The organism is Lentzea sp. NPDC102401, assembly GCF_044765805.1.
GTDB classification, from domain to species: Bacteria; Actinomycetota; Actinomycetes; order Mycobacteriales; family Pseudonocardiaceae; genus Lentzea; species Lentzea sokolovensis.
Genome location: NZ_JBIWKS010000010.1, coordinates 14641 through 35718, shown reverse-complemented (window position 1 = coordinate 35718; position 21078 = coordinate 14641). Strand labels below are relative to the sequence as shown.

The window sequence follows — 21078 nt, the reverse complement described above, 5'->3', positions numbered from 1 at the left end:
ACATCCTGTTCCCCCAAGATGGTGTGTTGTGTCCACACGAATCGTATTGGTGCGCCATGCGGAATCCGTCCGGCCACGGCCGGGTGAGCCCGACTACGACGAGCGCCCGCTCACCGAGAACGGCTTGGCGGCGGCGGAGTCGCTGGTCCCGCGCCTCACCGCGTACTCGCCGGCGGCAGTGCTGTCGAGTCCGCAGCGAAGGGCCGTCCAGACGGTCACGCCCGCCGCCGATGCGCTCGGGCTCGCCGTGACGACCTGGGCCGAGCTGCGGGAGTGGGAGTCGGGGTTGGTGCCGAGCGCGGACTGGGAGACGCCGTACACCTACAGCTGGGCTCATCCCGGCTTCGCTCACGGGGCGGGGGAGAGCCTCGACGCGCTCACCGTGCGGGCGGGGAAAGCGTTGGCGCGCATGGGTGAGGAGTACCCGGACGTGACTGTGCTCGTCGGATCGCACGGGACGTTCCTGACACGTGCGCTGATCGCGTCGGGGCTACCTGGGGACTGGGACCTCTGCCGCACGATGCCGATGCCCGCGATCTACGAGGTCACGGTCTGACCTGCGCGGATCCGAAATTGTCGGTGCCGGCTGGGACAATTGAAATCAGGGGTCCCCCTGGGCGGGGGACCCCTGCGTGAGCTTGCGGTGCGAGCTGATCCGAGCTTGCTGCCTCAGGACTTCTTGGCAGTCTGCGGGCGCGCGAGCTTGGCCGTGGGGCCGTCGACCTGAGGCGCCTGAGCCTGCGATGCCTGGGCCTGCGACGCCTGAGCTTGGGGAGTCTGGGCCTGAGGCGACTGGGCCTGGGATCCCTGCGCCGGCTTGTTCTGTGCCGAGGGCGTGGCCTGCTGAGCCGGGGCGGCCTGCGTGGGCGCCTGAGGCTGAGCGGGCTTGTTCGGCGTGGCAGGAGCGGCCTGAGGCGCCTGAGTCTGGGCAGGCGCCTGCGGCTGAGCCTGGGGTGCCGCGGGCCTCGCCGGTGCCTGCGGAGCCTGAGCGGGCTGGGCCGGTACCGGAGCGCCACCCTGTCCCTGAGCCGGAGTCTGGGCGGGAGCCGGAGCCGCGGGCTTCTCCTCGTCCACCGGGTCGAGCAGCGGCACGACCTCCTGCAGCGCCGTCCGCACGTTGTGGAGCTGGTGCGAGAGGCGGTTGCGGAGGTTGCGGAGCTGGTCGACGCGCTGGGTGGCGGCGGTGGTGCGGCGGTTGGCTTCCTCGGTGGCCTCGCGGACCCGCCGGTTCGACTCGTCGGTCGCTTCCTGGATGCGCGCGGTGGCCTCGGAGATCGAGTCGTGGCGGCGGCGGTTCGCCTCTTCGGTGGCCTCGCGGACTCGGCGTTCGGCGTCGGCCTTCGAGGTGGTCTGCTCTGCCGTGATCGCGGCGCGGACTCGGGCGGCCTCTTCGGCGGCTTCGCGCAGGCGCCGGTCGGCCTCGGCCTTGGAGCTGGCCTCCTGGGCTGCCAGCGTGGCCATCGCCTCGGAACGGCGGGCGGCCATCGCGATCTCGAAGTCCTCTTCGACGGTCACGCGGCGCTGCTCGGACTCGTCGGCGATCTTGCGGGCGGCGGACTCCGCCTCGGAGACGATCTTCTCCGCCTCGTTGCGCGCCGTTTCGAGAACGCCCTTGTGCTCGGACTCCATGGCGGCGCGGCGCTCGTCGAGTTCGGCGATGAGCTTCTCGTAGCGCTGGCGCAGCACACCCGCGTCGGCCTCGGCCTTGGCGCGGATGTGCCCGCCCTCCGCTTCGGCACGGGCCTTGATCTCGTTGGCCTCGTCCTGGGCCAGCCGCAGCATGCGCTGGAGGCGCTCGGAAAGCCCCTCCAGCGTCGTCGGCGGCAGCGACAGGCGCTCCACCTGGTTGCGCATCTCGGTGATCTCCGAGCGTGCGGCTTCCAGCTGGCGCGCCAGATCTGACGTCTGGGAGACGGCGGCATCGCGGTCCGCGGCGAGCAGTCGCAGGTCCGAGTCGAGGCGTTCGAGATGATCCTCTACCTGGTTGCGGTCATACCCGCGCTTGACGATGTCGAAGCCGGATCCCAGTGGGACGAGGTCACGGTCGTCGGCGAGGCCCATGCCCCTCACGCTACCCGTTCGGGTAACCCCAGAAGGTCACACACCCCGGAATCGATTGATAGCCGTGAGGTGTTGTGCGCGTAGTTCGTGATCCAGCACACCAAGACCTTCTTCGGGCGCAAGGCAGAGCACGCCGACCTTGCCCTGGTGCGCGTTGCGGTGCACGTCGTGCGCTGCCTGGCCCGTTTCGTCCATTGAGTACACCTTGGACACTGTCGGGTGGATCTTTCCCTTGGCGACCAAGCGGTTCGCCTCCCACGCCTCGCGGTAGTTCGCGAAGTGCGAGGAGATGATGCTCTTGAGGTTCATCCAGAGGTAGCGGTTGTCGTACTGGTGCATGTAGCCGGACGTCGACGCGCACGTGACGATCTTGCCGCCCTTGCGCGCCACGAACACCGAAGCGCCGAACGTCTCCCGGCCGGGGTGTTCGAACACGATGTCCGGGTCCTCGCCACCGGTCAGCTCGCGGATGCGCGCGCCGAACCGCTTCCACTCGCGCGGGTCCTGCTCGTGCTCGTTCTTCCAGAACTTGTAGCCCTCCGCCGAACGATCGATGATCAGTTCGGCGCCCATGGAACGAACGATCTCCGCCTTCTCCGGCGAGGACACGACGCAGATCGGCGTGGCGCCACCGTTCAACGCGAACTGCGTGGCGTACGAACCCAGTCCACCGGACGCGCCCCAGATCAGGACCGTGTCGCCCTGCTTCATGTTCGCGCCGTTGGTCGACACCAGCTGGCGGTACGCGGTGGAGTTCACCAGGCCCGGCGACGCGGCCTCCTCCCACGTGAGGTGCTTGGGCATCGGCATCAGCTGGTTCGACTTCACCAGCGCCAGGTCGGCGAGACCACCGAAGTTCGTCTCGAAGCCCCAGATCCGCTGCTGCGGGTCGAGCATCGTGTCGTTGTGCCCGTCCGGCGCTTCCAGCGGCACGTCCAGACAGTGCGCCACGACGCGGTCGCCCGGCTTCCACGCGGTGACGCCGGGACCGGTGCGCACGACGACGCCGGCCAGGTCCGATCCCACGACGTGGTACGGCAGGTCGTGGCGGCCGCCCAGCTTGCGCAGGAAGCCGAACGTGGACACCGGCTCGAAGATCGAGGTCCACACGGTGTTGTAGTTGATCGCGGAGGCCATGACGGCGACCAGCGCCTCACCCGGCCCGAGCTCGGGCGTGGCCACCTCGTCGACGTGCAGCGACTTGCGAGGGTCCTTGTCCCTCGTCTCGAGGCCCGAGAACATGTCGGCCTCGTCCGCGTGCACGGTCACGCCCCGATAGCTCTCCGGAACGTCCAACGAACCGATGGCGTCCAGCTCGTCGGCCATGATCGCGTCAAGGATCTTCTGCACGGCGGCATTCCTTCCCTAGTGAGGGATAGTCGCAGGTGGCCGGAGGTTACTCAGGAGTAACCGATTCAGAATCCCGCTTGTGAGGGATTCCACTCGGAAGAGTTGACCGGGCGGCCAACCAAGGAGGAGGATCGAGGTGTCCGAGAAGGAGGTAGCCAGAAAGGACTGGTGTAGCGATGACCAAGGCGTGGACCAGGTGGCAGGACTGGACCGAGGTGGCGATCGGTGTTCTGGTGCTGCTGTCTCCGCTCGTCGTGGACACCTCGAACGCGGCCATGTGGACGATGATCGTGCTCGGCGCGCTCATCGCGATCGACGGACTCGTCGACCTCGCCATGCCCGCGATGATCTACGGGGAGTACGTGCAGATGGTGCTCGGAGCACTGCTGTTCATCTCTCCGTGGGTGATGAGCTACAGCGACCTGATGGCGGCCTCGTGGGTCTCCTGGGTCGGTGGCGTGCTCACCGTCGCCGCGGGAGCACTGGCGATGCCCTCCGCGAACGCGGCACATTCGGCCGCTGCTCAACCGCACTGATTCAGTCAGAAACCTGTGGGCCCGGGAAATGTCTTGGGCCCACACACCCGTGGAGGAACGTGTGGAGGATTCGGCCAAGGAGCGCATCCTGGCCGCGGCCGAGGAGCTGTTCGCCGACGGAGGCTTCGACGCCACCCCGACCTCGCGGATCGCCGAACGCGCCGGCGTGCCCAAAGGCCTGGTGCACTACTACTTCAACCGCAAGAAGGACCTGCTCGCCGCACTGGTCGCACGGCTGCCGGACAGCACGGTCGACCACCGCCGCGTCGTCGTGGCGGGGGACATCGCGGAGTCGCTCAGAAGACTCGTCGCCGCACTTGACGCACGCTTGAACGCCTCACCGCTGCTGTCGCACCTGTTGTGGCGTGAAGCGGATACGCATTCGGCTGTGCGGGACGCGATGCGGGCGCGTTACGAGAACGTCGCGGCGCAGATCAGGCAGGTCATCCTGGCCGCGGGAGGTGCCGCCGTCGCGATGAAGGACGTCGAGGCCGCCGCGGCACTCCTCGCGCTGGCCGTCAGCTACCGGCATTCGGTGGCGCGGCACAGCGACGAGGAGGACCCGATCGATCGGGAACTGAGCTTCGTGGCTAACGCGCTGGCTCGACCAGTTCGATGAGCACGCCGCCCGCGTCCTTGGGGTGCACGAAGTTGACCCGGCTGTTCGACGTGCCGCGCCGCGCCTCCTCGTAGAGCAGGCGCAGGCCCTTCGACCGCAGCGCGTCCGCCGCGACGTCCACATCGGACACCCGGTAGGCGAGCTGCTGCAGGCCGGGCCCGGAGCGGCCGATGAACTTGGCGATCGTCGAGTCCTCGTTCAGCGGCGCCAGCAACTGGATGGCGGTGCCGTCGTGGTCGCCGGGCGCGTGCAGCATCGCCTCGCGCACGCCCTGCTCCTCGTTGACCTCCTCGTGCGCCACTTCGAGGCCGAAGTTGTCGCGGTAGAACGCGATGGCGACGTCGAGGTCGGGCACCGCGATGCCCACGTGGTCGATCGCGGTCACGAATCGAGCGATGTCTGCGTTCATAGCGGGCAAGGGTATCTACGTGATCGGTGCAGGTGCTCCTGTGCGGGGTCTCACACGATTACCGCCCAGTAGCCCCAGGTATGGTGCCTAGTTAACGACCGTTCGCTCTTCCAATGGAGGCAGTTGTGTCCGGTTCCGTGATCGTCGCCGGGGCGCGTACCCCGATGGGCCGACTGCTGGGATCCCTCAAGGACTTCTCGGGCGCCCAGCTGGGTGGCGTCGCGATCAAGGCGGCACTGGAACGCGCGGGCGTGGCCCCCGAGCAGGTGCAGTACGTGATCATGGGTCAGGTGCTCACCGCCGGCGCGGGCCAGATTCCCGCCCGCCAGGCCGCGGTCGCCGCCGGCATCCCGATGAGCGTGCCCGCGCTGACCATCAACAAGGTGTGCCTGTCCGGCATCGACGCGATCGCGCTGGCCGATCAGCTGATCCGCGCCGGCGAGTTCGACGTCGTCGTGGCCGGTGGCCAGGAGTCGATGACGCAGGCGCCGCACCTGCTGCCGAAGTCGCGCGGCGGGTTCAAGTACGGCGACGTGACGATGCAGGACCACATGGCTCTCGACGGCCTGTTCTGCGCGTTCGACCAGGTCGCGATGGGCGTCTCGACCGAGAAGTACAACGGCCGCTACGGCGTCACGCGTGAGGAGCAGGACGCGTTCTCCGCGCGGTCGCACCAGCTCGCCGCGAAGGCCGCCGGTAACGGTGTCTTCGACGCCGAGATCGCGCCGGTCTCGATCCCGCAGCGCAAGGGCGACCCCGTCCTGTTCAGCACGGACGAGGGCGTGCGTGCCGACACCACGGCCGACTCGCTCGGCAAGCTGCGCCCGGCGTTCGCCCCGGACGGCACCATCACCGCGGGTTCGGCGTCGCAGATCTCCGACGGCGCGGCCGCTGTCGTCGTGATGAGCAAGGCGAAGGCCGAGGAACTGGGCCTCGAGTGGATCGCGGAGATCGGCGCCCACGGCGTCGTCGCGGGTCCCGACGCCTCGCTGCACGAGCAGCCGTCCAACGCCATCAGGGCCGCGTGCGCCAAGGAGGGCATCGACCCCGCCGACCTCGACCTGATCGAGATCAACGAGGCGTTCGCGGCGGTCGGCATCGTGTCGTCCCGTCAGCTCGGAATCTCCGAGGACAAGGTCAACGTCAACGGCGGCGCCATCGCGCTGGGCCACCCGATCGGCATGTCCGGTGCCCGCATCGCCCTGCACCTCGCGCTGGAGTTGCAGCGCAGGGGCGGCGGCGTGGGTGCGGCGGCGCTGTGCGGTGGTGGTGGTCAGGGCGACGCTCTGATCATCCGCGTGCCCTCCAAGGCCTAGTCTCCTCGGCTGTGGCCACAGCTGTTGACGTAACAGGACTGGTCGACCGCGCGCGTGACGGCGAGCCGCGCGCGGTCGCCAGGCTGATCTCCCTGGTGGAACAGGGGAGTGCGCAGCTGCCCCTGGTGGCGGCGGCCCTCGCCCCGCACACCGGGCACGCCCAGGTCGTCGGCATCACCGGCGCTCCCGGCGTCGGCAAGTCGACCTCCACGAACGCGCTGGTGCGTGCTTTCCGCGACCAGGACAAGCGCGTCGCGGTGATCGCCGTCGACCCGTCCAGCCCGTTCTCCGGCGGCGCTCTGCTGGGCGACCGCGTGCGGATGGGCGACCACGCGACCGATCCCGGCGTCTTCATCCGTTCCATGGCGACGCGCGGTCACCTCGGTGGCCTGTCCTGGGCGACGCCGCAGGCGCTGCGCGTGCTGGACGCGGCCGGCTTCGACGTGATCATCGTGGAAACGGTCGGCGTCGGTCAGTCCGAGGTCGAGATCGTGGCCCTGGCCGACACGACGCTCGTGCTCCTCGCGCCGGGCATGGGCGACGGCATCCAGGCCGCGAAGGCGGGCATCCTGGAGATCGCGGACGTCTTCGTGGTCAACAAGGCCGACCGCGACGGCGCCGACCAGACCGCGCGCGACCTCAAGTACATGATCTCGCTGGGCCGCAGGGACCGCGAAGGCCCGTCGTGGCGCGTGCCCGTGGTGAAGACGGTCGCGGCCCGCATGGAGGGCCTCGACCGTGTGGTCGAGGCGATCACCGAACACCAGTCGTGGATGGCAGAACACGGCGAACTGACTGAACGCCGCCTGCGCCGCGCGGGCGCCGAGATCGAGGCCATCGCCGTCGAACGCGTCCGCACCCGCTTCGGCCCCGTCGACCAGCTGGCGAAGCGCGTGGTCGAGGGTGAACTGGACCCGTTCGCCGCCGCGGAGCTGTTGATCAGCGGTAATCTGCGGTCATGACCGCTTGGGGAGCGCCTGCGCCTGTCGTCGTCGACCTCGGCAAGAGCGACACCCGCAAAGTCCTGATCGGCGGCTCGGTCGCCGGAATCCTGGGCATCCTCGCTCTGGTCGGCGCCGTCACCGCGTTCATGGACGGTGAACCGGTGGGTGGCAGCATCGCGGCCGTCATCGGCATCGCGTTCACCTTCATCGGCGTGATGGCCGTCGTGAAGTGGAAGACCATCTCCCGGCCCCGCAAGCTGATCATCGAGCAGCAGGGCATCCGGCTGGACGACCCGCAGGGCATGCCGTGGGCGGCCGCCTGGCAGGAGCTGGGCGCGATCTCGATCTCCCGGACCCAGGAGCGCGCGGTCCAGCTCGCGGACGCCCTGGTGCGCAGGACCCTGGTGCGCGTCGACCTGCACCCGCGCGATCCGCAGCAGTTCCGGCCCGCGCACCCGACGATGGAGCCGTTGTGGGAGTTCCACCGGGTGCAGAACGGGTACCGGCTGCCGCTCGGTGACTCGGCAGGGTTCATCGGCCCGCTCGACCACGGATTGCGGACCTTTGCCCCGCAGATCTACCGCGGAGTGATCGACGAGGGGTTCACGGTCGGCCTGCACTGAGCCGCGTGGCCCTTCCAAGCAAGACGCACCTCTACTCTCAGTAGTCCCAAAGTTCACTGTTTGCAGTGCTGGTCTCCCCCTTGACTACTGCGTGGAGTTACTCTCAGTCGTTCGTGCGGTGTCACTTCTATCCCCCCAAGGGGTGAAGGCCGTGGACGGCAACGTGAGTACGGAACAGCGAGTGCTGGACGTCGTGCTGTCTTTCGCCGAAGTCGACACCCTCCCCGATCTGCTCCGCCACACCGTCGAGTCGGCCTGCGACCTGATCGGGGCCTCCTACGGCGCGCTGGCCGTGATCAACACCCACCGGGAACTGACGGAGTTCACCGCCCACCACGACGGGCAGGTGCAGATCACGTCCGGTGATCCGCGCTCGATCGGTCTGGCGGACTTCCTGGGCGCGCCGATCAAGGTGCACGACGAGACGTTCGGCAACCTCTTCCTGAGCGGCAAGGCGGAGTTCAGCAACCAGGACCGCGACATCCTCACCGCGCTGGCCACGGCGGCGGGAAGTGCCGTGGAGCACCTCGACCGCTACGAGCAGACACGCAAGCGTGAGGTGTGGCTGCGCGCCGCGGCCGAGGTGACGACCAACCTGCTGATGGGCACGAACGGCCGTGACGCTCTCTACCTCGTAGCGAAGACGGCACGCACAACGGCCAACGCCGACTTCGCGGCCGTTGTGCTGCCCGACCACAACGGCGACCTCGTCATCGAGGTGACCGACGGCGGCACGTACGACGCCGAGGGCATGCGGGTGCCCAGGGAGGGCACGGTCACCCACCGGGTCTACGAGTCCGGCCAGGGCGAGTGCCACGCCGAGGGCAGGGTGCCCGCGGTGCCGGGGCCGTGCGCGGTCGTGCCGCTGAAGGTGGGGAAGCGGACGATCGGCGTGCTGATCCTGTCCAGGTCCAGCACCGAGTCCGGCTTCGACGACCCCGACCTCATCGAGGCCTTCGCCGCGCAGGCCGCGCTGGTGCTGGAGTTCACGCGGGCGCGGGGCGACACCGAACGGCTGGCGGTGCTGGAGGATCGCGACCGCATCGCCAGGGACCTGCACGACCTGGTCATCCAGCGGTTGTTCGGGCTCGGGCTCGGGTTGCAGGGGCTGACCGGGACGAGCGTCAAGCCTCAGGTCGCCGAACGGATCAGCGGGTTCGTGGAGGAGGTCGACCGCACGATCCGCGAGATCCGCCGCACCATCTTCTCCCTGCAGGAACCGCCGGCCGGGGGCACGAGCCTGCGCGGGCAACTGCTCAACGTCGTGCACGAGGCCGCACAGCTGCTGGGGTTCGAACCGGACGTGTCGCTCGAAGGACCGTTGGACACCGTCGTGCCCGACCAGGTCAGGCCCGATTTGCTGGCCACGCTCCGAGAGGCGCTAACGAACGTCGTGCGTCACGCGAGAGCAAAGCATGTTGCTGTTGCCGTGAGCGTCGATCGCACCGTGACGAGTCTTGAGCTCATGGTCAAGGACGACGGCAGGGGCTTGCCGTTGGCTGACGATTCCGGTGGGGCGCCCCATCACGCGGGCGGGCTCGCGAACATGGCGGCTCGGGCGCGGCGCCACCACGGCGACTGCGCGGTGGACTCGATCCCCGGAGCCGGGGTGAGCATCACCTGGTTCGTTCCTCTGGTGCTGCAGGAGGCGAGATGGCGATAGCGGTGCTGTTGGTGGACGACCACGAGATCGTGCGGCGCGGGCTGGTGCAGTTGCTGGCGCAGGCGGAGGACGTCCAGGTCGTGGGCCAGGCGGACAGCGCCGCGGCCGCGATCGCGCAGGCGCCGCGGCTCAAACCCGACGTGGCGATCATCGACGTGCGGCTGCCCGACGGCGACGGCGTCACGGTGTGCCGGGAGATCAGGAGCCTGGTGCAGCCGCCGCCCGCGTGCCTGATGCTCACGTCCTATTCGGACGACGAGGCGTTGTTCGGCGCGATCATGGCGGGCGCGTCCGGGTACATGCTGAAAGAGGTGTCCGGCAACGATCTCGTCGCCGCCGTCCGCACCCTCGCCTCCGGCGGATCGCTCCTGCACGCGGGGGTCACGGCCACCGTCCTGCAACGGCTCCGCGGCGGTCCAGAGGAAGATCCGCGCTACGCCGCGCTGAGTCCGCAGGAACGCCGGATCCTTGACCTCATCGCCGAAGGCATGACGAACCGGCAGATCGCGAACCGCCTGTTCCTCGCCGAGAAGACGGTCAAGAACTACGTGTCGTCGTTGCTGCACAAGCTCGGCTTCGACCGCCGCACCGAGGCGGGCGTCTACGCGGCACGGCGCAGACGTACCCACCCCGGCGCTTTCTAACGGGTCACCACCCGGCCTGCGCGGCCAGCTGCTGTGCCTTGGTCAGCGGATTGCCCTTGCTCTCACCAGGTGCCGGCAACGGCACGCCGGGACAGCTCAGGTCCTTCGCCGGCACCACACCGTCGACGAGGTAGCTCTCCACCACGTCGCTGACGCAGTCGTTGCCGAACCCGTAGATGCCGTGGTCACCCTCGTCCTTCACGGTCAGCATCCGCGAATTGGCGAACCCGGCGTGAGCCCGTTGCGCGCCTTGCAGAGGCGTCGCGGGGTCACGCACCGACTGCACCATCAGAGCGGAGTCGACGCCCCTTCCGTTGGGACGCTTGAGCTGCACGTCCGGACGGTCCCACCACGCGCACGGTCCGGTCACCTGGTAGCCGCCGACGAGCGAGTACTGCCGGACGCTCTTGTTGCCCTCGCGCTCCAACGACTTCCGGTCACCGCGGAACGGCGTGTCGTTGCACAGGATCGACATCTGCGTGCCCATCAGCGCGTCCGGATACTGCTTCGGAGCCGCCAACGACATGGGCTGCGTGCCCGCGAGCAGCGCGACCAGCTGGGCCGTGCCCTCGAAGGAGTCCTTGCTGTACAGGCCCGCGAAGATCACGGCGTCCAGCACCACCGGCGTGACGACGGTGCCGTCCGGCAACGTGACGGGCTGCTCGGCGAGCCGGGCACGCGTGGTCTCGTAGCTCTGGCGCACCTCCTCGGCGGTCTTGCCGAGGCGGAACACGTTGTCGTACTTCGCCACCCACGGCAGGAAGTCGGCGCGGAACCGGAGTTCGGACCCGGCCGGGAGGTTGTCGAAGACCTTCTGCCACGACTCGGTGAACTCGGTGTTGGAGTCGAGGACGATCTTGTCGAGGGTCTTCGGGAAGTAGGTGGCGTAGTAGGCGCCCATCCAGGTGCCCGCGGAGTAGCCGAGCCAGCTGACCTTCTTGCGGCCGAGCACCTGGCGGAGCAGGTCGAGGTCGCGCACGGTCTGCTCGGTGGTGATGTACCGGCCGAGCTCGCCGGACTTGGTCTGGCAGAACTTGGCCTGCAGCTCCATGCCGCCGTAGATCAGGTCGAGGTTGGCCTTGCTCCGGTCGCGCCAGTCGGTGGAGAGCCGGTGTTGGTACGAGCCGCAGGTGACGTTGTCGCTGCCACCGGTGCCGCGCACGTCGATGCCGACGATCTCGGCGTTCTCACTGAGCTTCGGCCGGTTCAGGTACACCAACGGCAGCGTGCGCCCGGCGCCGCCGGGCCCGCCGGGGTTGGTGAAGACGGTGCTCTTCGCCTTGCCGTTCAACGGAACCGTGCGGCTGACCGCGATCGTGATGGTCTTGCCGTTGCGCGGGTTGTTCCAGTCCATCGGTGCGGTGAAGCTGCCGCACTGCAGCCGTTCGAATCCTGGTTCGTCGGTGCACTGCTGCCACTTGATCTCCTGGCTCGCGAACTCCGTGCTCGCCGAGGCCTGAGGTGCGACCGACAAAGACGTCGCCATGGTCACGGCCGCTACGGCCGCCAACTGCTTTCTCATCGACCCTCCCCCTTACCAGCCGAGCCGGGTTGCCAGGGTCCGCGCCTGCTCCAGCGTCCCGGCCTGCTGCGTGCCAGGTTCGGGCAGAGGCACTCCGGGGCAGGACAGGTCGCCGGACGGCGTCACGCGGTCGACGAGGTAGCGCTCGACGATGTCGTTGACGCAGTCGTTGCCGAACCCGTAGATGCCGTGGTCACCCTCGTCCTTCACGGTCAGCAGCCGCGATCCGGCGAACCCGGCGTGCGCCCTGCGCGCGCCCTCGATCGGCGTCGGCGCGTCGCGTTCGGACTGCACCATCAGCGTCGGCGTGACGCCGATTCCGTTGGGCTGCTTGAGATTGACGTTCGGCCGGTCCCAGAACGCGCAGGGGCCCATGATCTGGTAGTACCCCAGCAACGGCCACTTGGCGCCGTCGCGCGCCGCGTCGCGTTCCAGGAACTCGCGGTCGCCGCGGAACTTGTTGTCGTTGCAGACGATCGAGTGCAACGTGGCGTTCTGCGCGTCCGGGTAGGAAGCCTGCGCCGTCATCGGCGCCGGCAGCGTGCCGGCCAGTTCGGCGAACTTGCGCGCGGTGCTGTCGAACGCGTACTTGCTGTACTGGCCCTGGACGAGCACCAGGTCCAGCGTGACCTCGTTGTACGTGCCCTCGGGCAGGGTGACGGGCTGCTGGGCGAGCTTCGCGCGCGTCCGTTCGTAGCTCTGCCGCACCTCTTCACCGGTCTTGCCGAGGTGGTAGATGTCGTCGTACTTGGCGACCCACGGCGCGAAGTCGACCCGAAATCGCCGCTCGAAGCCCATGCCGAAGTCGCCGAACACCGACTGCCACGTCCCGGTGAACTCGGTGTTCGAGTCGAGCACGATCTTGTCGAGGGTCTTCGGGAAGTACGTGGCGTAATAGGCGCCCATCCAGCTGCCGCCGGAGTAGCCGATCCAGTCGACCTTCTTGCGGCCGAGCACCTGGCGGAGCAGGTCCAGGTCCTTCACGGTCTGCTCGGTAGTGATGTACCGGCCGAGCTCGCCGGACTTGGTCTGGCAGAACTTGGCCTGCAGCTCCATGCCGCCGTAGATCAGGTCGAGGTTGGCCTTGCTGCGATCGCGCGGGTCCGTCGAACCGAGCGTGTCGTACCCGCCGCACGTGACGTTGCTGCTGGCGCCCGTGCCGCGCACGTCGATGCCGTAGATCTCGGCGTTCTCGCTGAGCTTCGGCCGCTCGAGATAGACCAACGGCAGCGTGCGCCCCTCACCGCCGGGTCCGCCGGGGTTGGTGAAGACCGCGGTCTTCGCCTTGCCGTTCAACGGAACTGTGCGGCTGACCGCGATTGTGATGGTCTTGCCGTTGCGCGGGTTGTTCCAGTCCATCGGTGCGGTGAAGCTGCCGCACTGCAGCCGTTCGAATCCTGGCTCGTCGGTGCACTGCTGCCAGCTGATCTGCTGATCGGCCAGGCCGGTCGCCGCCTGAGCCTGTGGGGCGACGAACAGCGATGTCGCCGTGACGACAGTGAGTGCCGCCGCGATCTTCTTGCGGTACATGCGTTTCCCCCTTCTACCAGCCGAGTTGGGTGGCGAGCTGCCGTACCTTCGCGAGCGAGTTCTGCCCGCCTTGCCCGTCGGGAGCGGGCAGCGGAACGCCGGGGCACTTCAGGTCCGCGGCGGGAGTCACGCCGTCGACGAGGTAGCGCTCGACGACGTCGTTCACGCACGGATTGCCGAAGCCGTAGATGCCGTGGTCACCCTCGTCCTCAACGGTGAGCAGCACGGAGTTCCTGAAGTTCCGGTGGGCCCGTTGCGCCTGCTCGATCGGCGTCGCCGGATCACGCACCGACTGCACCATCAGCGTCGGGGCGACGCCGATCCCGTTCGGCTGCTTGAGCTTCACGTCCGGCCGGTCCCAGAACGCGCACGGGCCGGCGATCTGGGTGTAGCCGACGAGCGGCCACTTGGCGCCGTCCTGCGCACCGTCGCGCTCCAGGTACTTCCTGCCGCCCTGGAACGGCGTGTCGTTGCAGAGGATCGAGTAGGCGGTGCCCAGCTGGGCGTCCGGGTAACTGGCCAGCGCCTTCATCTGCGCGGGCACCGCACCGGCCAGTTCCGCGAACGTCCGCGCGCCGTCGGCGAAGCTGTCCTTGTTGTAGAGCGTGCCTCGCAGCAGGAGGTCGAGCGTCACGCCGTTGTACACACCTTCCGGCCGGGTGACGGGCTGCGCGTTCAGCTGGGCGCGGGTGCGTTCGTAGGACTGACGAACCTCCTCACCGGTCTTGCCCAGGTGGTAGACCTCGTCGTACTTCGCCACCCACGGGAGGAAGTCGACGCGGAACCGGCGTTCGAAGCCCATGCCCCAGTCGTCGAAGATCGGCTGCCACGGCAGGGTGAAGTCGACGTTGGAGTCGAGCACGATCCGGTCGAGGGTCTTCGGGAAGTAGGTGGCGTAGTAGGCGCCCATCCAGGTGCCGCCGGAGTAGCCGAGCCAGCTGACCTTCTTCTGGCCGAGCACCTGGCGCAGCAGGTCGAGGTCCTTCACCGTCTGGTCGGTGGAGACGTACCTGCCGAACTCGCCGGACTTGGCCTGGCAGAACTTCGCCTGCAGCTCCATGGCGCCGTAGATCAGGTCGAGGTTGGCCTTGCTGCGATCACGCGGATCGACCTGTCCGTCGGTGGTGAAGCTCCCGCAGGTGACGTTGCTGCTCGCGCCGGTGCCGCGCACGTCGATCCCGATGATCTCGGCGTTCTCGCTCAGCTTGGGCCGGTCGAGGTAGAGCAGCGGGACCGTGCGGCCGGGGCCACCGGGACCGCCGGGGTTGGTGAAGACCGTGGACTTCGCCGTGCCGCTCTTCGGCGTGAGCCGGCTGACGGCGATGGTGATCGTCTTGCCGTTGCGCGGGTTGTTCCAGTCCATCGGCGCGGTGAAGCTGCCGCACTCCAGTCGTTCGCCGCCTGGCGGAAGTCCCGGCGTTCCCGAGGCGAAGCACTGCTGCCACTGGATCTGCTGGGTTGGTGCTGCCAGTGCCTGTGGTGCGATGAGCAGGGATGTAGCCGTTACGACGGCAAGTGCCGCCGCGATTTTCTTTCGTCGCATTCGAGCCCCCTCCAATGTGCCTACAGCTCATCGGTTTTCGGGACTTCGAACATCCGCTGAAGGATGACGGACTCGTACGACTTGGGTCTTAGCCCACCCGGCCAAACAGCCATGACATGCGTAATGGTCCCGTAGGTGGAGGCCCTGATGTCATGATCGGGGGCATGGGGAAGTCCGAGATCGTCAACGTGACCGGCGTGGCCGGGGAAGAGCGCCTGGAGTTCGTGCTGGAGGTGGCTTCGCACCCGTTCTCGATCAAGGTGCTGGAGCCGGGACACCTGGCCTCGATCGAGACCACCGGTCACGACGTGCGCGACTGCTTCTCCGGTCTGAGGAGGCAACTGGAGACGCACGGGATCCTGTTGTGCTGCATGGGCGCGCGACCGGACGTGTGGCCATCCGGGCTGCTGACCCAGTTCACGGACGGCAGGATGGCCTACCTCCACAGGGAAGGCGTGCAGCCTTCCCGTGCCGACGAGGTGGACATCTTCGCGCCGGCTGACGCCGCGGACGTGGTGACGGTGGAGCAACAGTGGATCGCGGTGCGCGCGAGGATCGATCGCGGGCGCCCCTGACAGCGCGAAGGGCCGCTCCCGCGGTGGGAACGGCCCTCCAAGACGCTGAAGATCAGCACTTCTCCTTGTAGAAGTACTTCGAGTTGGCCGATACGTCGTCCTTCGTGATGGCGACGAGGGCCGTCTCGATGTTGCGCTTGTTCTCCTTGCCGTCGATCGCGGCCAGGGCCTGCTCGACGCCCTGCTTGCCGATCGCGGCGGGGTCCTGGGCGATCAGGGCCTGCACGGTGCCCGCCTTCAGGTCCTCCACCTGCTTCGGCGAGGCGTCGAAGCCGACCAGGTTCACCGCGCCGGTCTTGCCCGCGTTGCGCAGGCCGGTCGCGGCGCCCTCACCGCTGTTGAGGTTGGTCGCGAACACGCCGATCAGGTCCGGGTTCGCCGCCAGCGTCGCGGTCACCTTCGAGGCCGCGGTGGCGGGCTCGTTGTCGGTGTACTGCTGGCCGATGTACTTGAGGTTCGGGTAGGCCTTGATGGCGTCCTCGAAGCCCTTGGCGCGCGCGTCCGTCGTCGACGTGCCCGCCTTGGTGTTGAGGACCAGCACCGAGCCGGACTTGCCGGCCGCGAGCTTGTTCAGCGTCTCGGCGGCGAGCTTGCCGCCCTGCTCGTTGTCCGACGAGATGGAGGAGACGCCGATCGAGGCGTCCTGGAGCTTCGTGTCGACCTCGACGACCTTGATGCCCGCGTCCTTGAGCTGCTTCATCGGACCGGCCATGGCCTTGTCGTCGGTCGGCGCGATCAGGACCGCGGCGGGCTTCGACGCGAGGACGCCCGTGACGATCGGGGTCTGCTGGGCCGCGTCGAACTTGGCGGGGGCCTGCGTGTCGAACTCGTAGCCCGCGGCCTTGGCCGCCTCCTCGAATCCGCACTGCATCGAGATGTAGAACGGTTCCGCCGAGATGCCGGGGATCAGCACCAGTTTCTTGTTCACGGCGGAGTTGCCCGAGTTCGAGTCACCAATCTGCCCACCCCCGCCACACGCGGCGAGCAGGAAAGCGGCTGAGACAGCCACTGCGGAGCGGATCTTCATCGGTCCAGCACCTTTCCTAACGTTGGTTGCGCGCCCGCCGCCGTGTCTGGTCCAGCCACACGGCGGCCACCAGCACGATCGCCACGGCGATCGGCTGCCAGAACTCCTTGACCCCGATGATCACGAGGCCCTTCTCCAGCACCGCCGGGATGAACACGCCGAAGACCGTGCCCAGCACCGAACCCATGCCGCCGAAGATGCTCGTCCCACCCAGGACGACGGCGGCGATCGCGTTCAGGTTGTCCGTCTCGTGCCCGGTGACGACCGCGACGCGGAAGAACGCGTTGCCCATGAACCCCGCGAGTCCCGCCAGGGTGCCCGCGAGCAGGTACACCTTCGTCAGGTGGCCGCGCACCGAGATGCCGACGCGCCTGGCCGCCTCCTCGTTCGAGCCGACCGCGTACGTGTAGCGGCCGAAACGCGTGGTGGACAACAGCAACGCGCCGAGAGCGGTGACGATCGCGGCCACGATCACGATGTTCGGGATGCCGAACCACGTGCCGGAACCGAAGGTGGTGTTCAGCTCGTCCGGGATGCCGGACACGTTGGAACCGTTGTTCAGCAACAAAGCCGCGCCCTGCGCCGCACCGAACGAGCCCAGGGTCACGATCAGCGGCGGGATCTTCGCCCGCGAGATCAACAGACCGTTGAGCAGACCCCAGACCGAGCCGCTGACCACGGCGACCAGCAAGCCGAACGCGATCACGTCCCAGCCCGCGTTCGTCGCGTCGCCTCCGGACACCGAGTTCATCGCCATGGCCGAGGAAACCGACGCGAACACCAGCACCGAGCCCACGGACAGGTCGATGCCGGACGTGATGATCACGAACGTCATGCCGACCGACAGCACCAGCAGCACGGCGGTCTCCGCGAGCAGGAACTGCAGCGTGGTCACCTGGAAGATCGCGTCCGGGCGGATCGCGCCGAACGTGGCGACCAGGACCAGCAGCACCAGGCCGATCCACAGCGTGTTCGCGCCGGTCAGACGCTTGAGCAACGGGGTGCGCTGCTCGTCCGGCTGAGTTGACAACGTTGTCTTCTCGTCGGTCGTCATTGCGCCGCATCCTCCTGAGTGAGCGCACCGGTCATCGCGCCGACGAGCTCTTCCACGCTGGTGTCCGAGGCTTTGAAACGGGCCACGCGCCGGCCGAGGCGCAGCACCTCGACGCGGTCGGAGACCGACAGCACCTCGGGCATGTTGTGCGAGATCAGCACCACGGCGATGCCCTCGTCGCGGACGCGCTTGATCACTTCCAGCACGCGTTCCCGTTGCACCACACCGAGTGCGGCCGTCGGCTCGTCCATGAACACGAGCTTCGACGCCCACGCCACCGACCGCGCGACCGCGACGGACTGGCGCTGGCCACCGGACAGCGCCGCGATCGGCACGTCGATGCTCTGCAGCGTCGCGCCGAACCGGCTGAAGTGCTCGGCGGCCTGCCTGCGCATCGCCTTCTTGTCCAGCACGCCCAGCAGACCGAGGACGCCGGGCCTGAGGATCTCCCTGCCCAGGAACATGTTCGCGGCCGGGTCGAGGTCCGGCGCGACCGCGAGGTCTTGGAACACCGTCTCGATGCCCCGGTCGCGGGCGTCGTTGGGGGAGCTGAGAACGAGCGGCTCGCCGTCGAAGAGCAGCGTGCCGCTGGTCGGCTGCTCCACCCCGGAAAGGCACTTCACCAGGGTGGACTTGCCCGCGCCGTTGTCGCCGATCAGCGACACGACCTCACCGGGATAAGCGGTGAACGCGGCACCGCGGAGAGCTTCCACGGTGCCGTAGTTCTTCGTGAGATCACGAGCCTCCAGCAACGGCTGGCTCACGGTTCACATCCTTCAGTGACTACACAGCGGACAGAACGGGCGGACGGCAGCGGATCGCCACCAGGTCACCGGTCAGACCGAGCTCGCCGGCCGCGTGCGGCACGACGAGGGTGCTGCCCTTGTGCACCTCCAGCTCACCGAGCTGGCCGGAACCCTCCAGCACGACCAGTACGGCGAACGACGGCTCCAGTGCGAAGGAGCCCTCCACGTGCAGGCGGTCGGCCTGGAAGAACGGGTCCGCGTCGTGGCCGAGCAGATCGACCGACGGCGCCCACTTCTCGGACGTCTGACGCACGAGCTTGTCGAGCTGACCGCTCCAGCCCTGCCGGTCCACGCACTCCAGCGCGACGTCGTAGCCGAGGCCGAGGTGGCCGATGTCGGCGTTGGCGAGGAAGCCCTGCCACTCCAGCGTCACCGAGAAGTCCGTGGGCTGCTGCAGTTCGACGATGAAGACGCCCTCGCCGATCGCGTGCGGCACACCGGCGGGCACGAAGACCGTGTCACCGGGCCGGACGCAGATCGGGTTCAGCGCGTCGAGCATCGCCGAGGTGTTCTGCGTGGCGACCCAGTCCGCGACGGTGGCGGCGGGCACGTCGTCGCGGAATCCGATGTAGACGGTCGGGGTCGGCCCCGTCGTGCCCACGACGATCCACGCTTCCGTCTTGCCGTGGCGGCAGTTCAGGTGCGAGGACGCGAAGGCGTTCGACGGGTGGCAGTGCACCGGCAGGCGCTGGCCCGCGTCGAGCAGCTTCACCAGCAACGCCGTGTCGCCGCCGAACTTGGCCGCGTGGTCCGCGCCGAGCCATCCGGTCGGATCCGCTTTCACCGCGTCGCGCAGGAGCACGCCGTTTGGCAACGTTGTCAGCCCTGCGTCGTCGCGTCCGTAGAGCGTGGTCGTCGACGCCACCCAGTCCTCGGGACCGAAGTCGCCACTGGTCCCGCCGCGCAACGCGGCGATCGCCTCACCGCCGCGGTAGAACTGCTTCGGCTGGTTGGCGGGCAAGTTGACAGGCTGGTGGAGAACACCAGAACTCACGCGTGGACCTCCCCGGATCCTCGTGGCACCAAGCGCACCGGCAGCACGACGCGGCGCGGTGGTGAGTTGTCGCCGTCCAGTCGGGCGAACAACAAATCGGTGGCCGCCTTGCCGAGCGCGCTCGCGTCGTGCGCGATCACGGTCACCGGCGGCGACAACAGGTCGGCGAGTTCGAAGTCGTCGAAGCCCACCAGAGCGGGCCTTTCCGCGACGCCCGCGAGCGCGCGCAGGATGTACACGGTGATGCGGTTGTTGCCGGCCACGATCGCCGTCGCGGGCTCCCGCATGCTGTGCAGGCGCTGCAACGTGGTCCTGACGCTGCTTTCGTCGTGCGGCCCCATCGCCACGAGTTCCTCGTGGTAGCCGATGCCGGCCCGCACGCAGCCCTCGCGGTAGCCGCGCAGGCGCTCGTTGGCGGTGAAGATGTCCGGCGCGTCCCCGAGGAACGCGATGCGGCGGTGCCCGTGCGCGGCCAGGTGCGTGACCGCCTCGACGGTGCCGCCGATGTTGTCCACCAGCACGGTGTCGGCCACTACGTCGCCCGCGGGCCGGTCCAGGAACACCACGGGCGTGCCCGCCCGCATCTCCGGGACCAGGTAGCTGTGCTGCAGGCCGGCGGGCACGATCAGCAGCCCGTCCACGCGCCTGCTGCAGAACTCCAGCGCCAGCTCGCGCTCGCGGCTCGGATCCTCGTCCGAAGACCCCGAGATCACCTGTCTGCCGCGCAAACGGGCGATCTCCTCGACAGCGCGCGTCACGCCGGAGTAGAACGGGTTGCCGACGTCTTCCAGCACCAGCCCGATCGTGCCGGTGGACGAGCCTCGGCGCAGGTTGCGGGCACTCAGGTTCCGCCGGAACCCGAGCTGGTCGATGGCCGCCAGCACGCGCTCCGCGGTGGACGGGTGCACGCCCGGCTCGTCGTTGACCACGCGTGAGACGGTCTTGATGCTCACGCCCGCGAGCCGCGCGACGTCGTTCATCGTCGCACGACGTACCTTGCGCTGACCGGCTACGGGCCCGCTGGGGGACAACGTTGTCATAGTGGGCGTATCTCACCTTGGCTTTACGGCCTTGTCAACAGTTCCTGACCGGTCAAGGCCGCAGACGCCTATGGCTCACAAAGCTGCCTGCGACGCGACGAGCCGGGTCATGTGCGACGACGGCGTGACGCCCAGTTCGCGGTGCAGAAGTGCGCGGTAGTGCTGGTAGTGCCGCAGGGCCGACCCGCAGTTGCCCTGGGCGAGATGTGCCGCGATCACCGTCCGGTGCGCGGTCTCGCGGACCGGGTCGATGGAGATCGCGGTGAAGGCGGCCTCCAGCGCCGCGAGGTGCGCACCGGCCGAGATGAGGTGCTGGGCGATCGCCTCCAGCGCGTGCAGCCGGACCTGCTCCCACCGGCGGCGTTCGGGGGCCAGCCAGTCGTCGGTCCAGTAGGGCAGCAGGTCCCGCGACAGGGCACCGACCAGTTCGCCGGCGCCGGTCGAGGTCGTGGTGGTGACGACGTGGTGGGCAGCCTCCACGGCCCGGCAGAAGTCGATCGTCAGAGCCGGAGAGAGTCGCAGCCGGTCCACCGAGGGTTCGACGACCGGCCGTTCCGTGGCGCGGCGCAGGTGCCACAGCGCCTGCCGCACGTTGGCGGTCGCGCGTTGCCGGCGGCACTCGGGCCACAGTTGCTCGGCGACGGCCTGCCGGTTCACCGCGTCGCCGTGGTGGATCGCGAGGAAGGCCAGCAACCGCTGCGCCCCCTTGGGCAGCACGACGTCCCCGCGTCCGGCGAGCAGTTCGAACCGTCCCAGCAACACCAGGTGCGCGCCATCGGCTTGTCTCATCATGGTCCCCTCCGTCAGCCGTTCCGAGCATCG

General features: G+C 68.4%; 21 protein-coding genes. 9 read left to right on the top strand and 12 right to left on the bottom strand.

The genetic code is table 11. The features are described from left to right. Positions 1-28 precede the first annotated feature (28 nt). Positions 29-556 (top strand): histidine phosphatase family protein, encoded by a 528-nt coding sequence (locus ACIRG5_RS30670; protein ID WP_402910953.1) that lies wholly within the window; start codon positions 29-31, stop codon positions 554-556. Between the two features lie 113 nt (positions 557-669). Here ACIRG5_RS30670 and ACIRG5_RS30665 read toward each other — a convergent pair whose 3' ends face one another. Together ACIRG5_RS30665 and ccrA are read right to left on the bottom strand one after the other, a co-directional pair. Beyond that, the gene (locus tag ACIRG5_RS30665; protein WP_402910951.1) at positions 670-2061 is read right to left on the bottom strand and encodes a chromosome segregation protein; all 1392 of its coding nucleotides are present in this window, start codon (positions 2059-2061) and stop codon (positions 670-672) included. A gap of 36 nt (positions 2062-2097) precedes the next feature. Beyond that, a complete protein-coding gene (gene ccrA, locus ACIRG5_RS30660) occupies positions 2098-3387 on the bottom strand; it encodes a crotonyl-CoA carboxylase/reductase (RefSeq protein ID WP_402911718.1) in 1290 nt (429 codons plus the stop codon). Positions 3388-3587: 200 nt separating this feature from the next. On the opposite strand from ccrA, the gene ACIRG5_RS30655 reads away from it, so the two are divergent. Both ACIRG5_RS30655 and ACIRG5_RS30650 read left to right on the top strand, forming a co-directional pair. Next, positions 3588-3947 carry an SPW repeat protein gene (locus ACIRG5_RS30655; protein WP_319977776.1) on the top strand — a complete coding sequence of 120 codons (360 nt, stop codon included), beginning with the start codon at positions 3588-3590 and terminating at the stop codon, positions 3945-3947. Positions 3948-4008: 61 nt separating this feature from the next. Beyond that, entirely contained in the window at positions 4009-4566 is a 558-nt protein-coding gene (locus tag ACIRG5_RS30650; protein WP_402910949.1) for a TetR/AcrR family transcriptional regulator, read from the top strand. Here the strand turns inward: ACIRG5_RS30650 and mce are convergent. Beyond that, on the bottom strand, positions 4538-4975 hold the full coding sequence (gene mce, locus ACIRG5_RS30645; protein WP_402910947.1) for a methylmalonyl-CoA epimerase: 438 nt from the start codon (positions 4973-4975) through the stop codon (positions 4538-4540). The two genes, ACIRG5_RS30650 and mce, sit on opposite strands and share 29 nt — an antisense overlap. 125 nt (positions 4976-5100) lie before the next feature. Here mce and ACIRG5_RS30640 point away from each other — a divergent pair, with 125 nt between their 5' ends. From ACIRG5_RS30640 to ACIRG5_RS30620, 5 genes are all read left to right on the top strand, one after another. After that, entirely contained in the window at positions 5101-6291 is a 1191-nt protein-coding gene (locus ACIRG5_RS30640; protein ID WP_402910945.1) for an acetyl-CoA C-acetyltransferase, read from the top strand. 11 nt (positions 6292-6302) lie between these two features. Then, positions 6303-7253: a methylmalonyl Co-A mutase-associated GTPase MeaB gene (gene meaB, locus ACIRG5_RS30635; protein WP_402910942.1), complete on the top strand. Its 951-nt coding sequence runs from the start codon at positions 6303-6305 to the stop codon at positions 7251-7253. Further along, a complete protein-coding gene (locus tag ACIRG5_RS30630; RefSeq protein WP_402910940.1) occupies positions 7250-7858 on the top strand; it encodes a hypothetical protein in 609 nt (202 codons plus the stop codon). Before meaB ends, ACIRG5_RS30630 begins: the two co-directional genes overlap by 4 nt. Before the next feature lie 151 nt (positions 7859-8009). Then, positions 8010-9521 carry a GAF domain-containing protein gene (locus tag ACIRG5_RS30625; RefSeq protein ID WP_402910938.1) on the top strand — a complete coding sequence of 504 codons (1512 nt, stop codon included), beginning with the start codon at positions 8010-8012 and terminating at the stop codon, positions 9519-9521. Further along, entirely contained in the window at positions 9512-10165 is a 654-nt protein-coding gene (locus tag ACIRG5_RS30620) for a response regulator transcription factor (RefSeq protein WP_093592838.1), read from the top strand. Before ACIRG5_RS30625 ends, ACIRG5_RS30620 begins: the two co-directional genes overlap by 10 nt. Positions 10166-10169: 4 nt before the next feature. On the opposite strand, the gene ACIRG5_RS30615 is transcribed toward ACIRG5_RS30620, so the two are convergent. From ACIRG5_RS30615 to ACIRG5_RS30605, 3 genes are read right to left on the bottom strand one after another with little or no spacing between them, the layout of a single operon-like run. Further along, entirely contained in the window at positions 10170-11687 is a 1518-nt protein-coding gene (locus ACIRG5_RS30615) for an alpha/beta hydrolase (protein ID WP_402910934.1), read from the bottom strand. A gap of 12 nt (positions 11688-11699) precedes the next feature. Continuing rightward, on the bottom strand, positions 11700-13217 hold the full coding sequence (locus tag ACIRG5_RS30610; RefSeq protein WP_402910932.1) for an alpha/beta hydrolase: 1518 nt from the start codon (positions 13215-13217) through the stop codon (positions 11700-11702). Positions 13218-13230: 13 nt separating this feature from the next. After that, positions 13231-14760 carry an alpha/beta hydrolase gene (locus ACIRG5_RS30605; RefSeq protein WP_402910930.1) on the bottom strand — a complete coding sequence of 510 codons (1530 nt, stop codon included), beginning with the start codon at positions 14758-14760 and terminating at the stop codon, positions 13231-13233. Between the two features lie 164 nt (positions 14761-14924). Here ACIRG5_RS30605 and ACIRG5_RS30600 point away from each other — a divergent pair, with 164 nt between their 5' ends. Continuing rightward, positions 14925-15335 carry a hypothetical protein gene (locus tag ACIRG5_RS30600; RefSeq protein WP_402910927.1) on the top strand — a complete coding sequence of 137 codons (411 nt, stop codon included), beginning with the start codon at positions 14925-14927 and terminating at the stop codon, positions 15333-15335. A 52-nt stretch (positions 15336-15387) separates the two neighbouring features. On the opposite strand, the gene ACIRG5_RS30595 is transcribed toward ACIRG5_RS30600, so the two are convergent. From ACIRG5_RS30595 to ACIRG5_RS30570, 6 genes are all read right to left on the bottom strand, one after another. After that, complete coding sequence (locus ACIRG5_RS30595) at positions 15388-16362, bottom strand: ABC transporter substrate-binding protein (RefSeq protein WP_402910924.1); 975 nt, start codon at positions 16360-16362, stop codon at positions 15388-15390. A 16-nt stretch (positions 16363-16378) separates the two neighbouring features. Beyond that, positions 16379-17416 (bottom strand): ABC transporter permease, encoded by a 1038-nt coding sequence (locus tag ACIRG5_RS30590; RefSeq protein ID WP_402910922.1) that lies wholly within the window; start codon positions 17414-17416, stop codon positions 16379-16381. Beyond that, a complete protein-coding gene (locus tag ACIRG5_RS30585) occupies positions 17413-18180 on the bottom strand; it encodes an ATP-binding cassette domain-containing protein (RefSeq protein WP_402910921.1) in 768 nt (255 codons plus the stop codon). The genes ACIRG5_RS30590 and ACIRG5_RS30585 overlap by 4 nt, the downstream gene beginning before the upstream one ends. Positions 18181-18199: 19 nt before the next feature. Next, positions 18200-19183: a class I mannose-6-phosphate isomerase gene (locus ACIRG5_RS30580; RefSeq protein WP_402910919.1), complete on the bottom strand. Its 984-nt coding sequence runs from the start codon at positions 19181-19183 to the stop codon at positions 18200-18202. Between the two features lie 29 nt (positions 19184-19212). Further along, positions 19213-20196, bottom strand: a complete 984-nt coding sequence (locus tag ACIRG5_RS30575; protein WP_402910916.1) for a LacI family DNA-binding transcriptional regulator — start codon at positions 20194-20196, stop codon at positions 19213-19215. Between the two features lie 135 nt (positions 20197-20331). Then, a complete protein-coding gene (locus tag ACIRG5_RS30570; protein ID WP_402910913.1) occupies positions 20332-21048 on the bottom strand; it encodes a BTAD domain-containing putative transcriptional regulator in 717 nt (238 codons plus the stop codon). Positions 21049-21078: the final 30 nt, after the last annotated feature.

Bases quoted from the DNA above. Each gene is read 5' to 3' on its own strand.
- ACIRG5_RS30665 (WP_402910951.1), bottom strand. From the start codon at position 2,061: ATGGGCCTCGCCGACGACCGTGACCTCGTCCCACTGGGATCCGGCTTC.
- ccrA (WP_402911718.1), bottom strand. From the start codon at position 3,387: ATGGCCGACGAGCTGGACGCCATCGGTTCGTTGGACGTTCCGGAGAGC.
- ACIRG5_RS30655 (WP_319977776.1), top strand. From the start codon at position 3,588: ATGACCAAGGCGTGGACCAGGTGGCAGGACTGGACCGAGGTGGCGATC.
- mce (WP_402910947.1), bottom strand. From the start codon at position 4,975: ATGAACGCAGACATCGCTCGATTCGTGACCGCGATCGACCACGTGGGC.
- ACIRG5_RS30630 (WP_402910940.1), top strand. From the start codon at position 7,250: ATGACCGCTTGGGGAGCGCCTGCGCCTGTCGTCGTCGACCTCGGCAAG.
- ACIRG5_RS30620 (WP_093592838.1), top strand. From the start codon at position 9,512: ATGGCGATAGCGGTGCTGTTGGTGGACGACCACGAGATCGTGCGGCGC.
- ACIRG5_RS30615 (WP_402910934.1), bottom strand. From the start codon at position 11,687: ATGAGAAAGCAGTTGGCGGCCGTAGCGGCCGTGACCATGGCGACGTCT.
- ACIRG5_RS30610 (WP_402910932.1), bottom strand. From the start codon at position 13,217: ATGTACCGCAAGAAGATCGCGGCGGCACTCACTGTCGTCACGGCGACA.
- ACIRG5_RS30605 (WP_402910930.1), bottom strand. From the start codon at position 14,760: ATGCGACGAAAGAAAATCGCGGCGGCACTTGCCGTCGTAACGGCTACA.
- ACIRG5_RS30600 (WP_402910927.1), top strand. From the start codon at position 14,925: ATGGGGAAGTCCGAGATCGTCAACGTGACCGGCGTGGCCGGGGAAGAG.
- ACIRG5_RS30595 (WP_402910924.1), bottom strand. From the start codon at position 16,362: ATGAAGATCCGCTCCGCAGTGGCTGTCTCAGCCGCTTTCCTGCTCGCC.
- ACIRG5_RS30590 (WP_402910922.1), bottom strand. From the start codon at position 17,416: ATGACGACCGACGAGAAGACAACGTTGTCAACTCAGCCGGACGAGCAG.
- ACIRG5_RS30575 (WP_402910916.1), bottom strand. From the start codon at position 20,196: ATGAACGACGTCGCGCGGCTCGCGGGCGTGAGCATCAAGACCGTCTCA.
- ACIRG5_RS30570 (WP_402910913.1), bottom strand. From the start codon at position 21,048: ATGATGAGACAAGCCGATGGCGCGCACCTGGTGTTGCTGGGACGGTTC.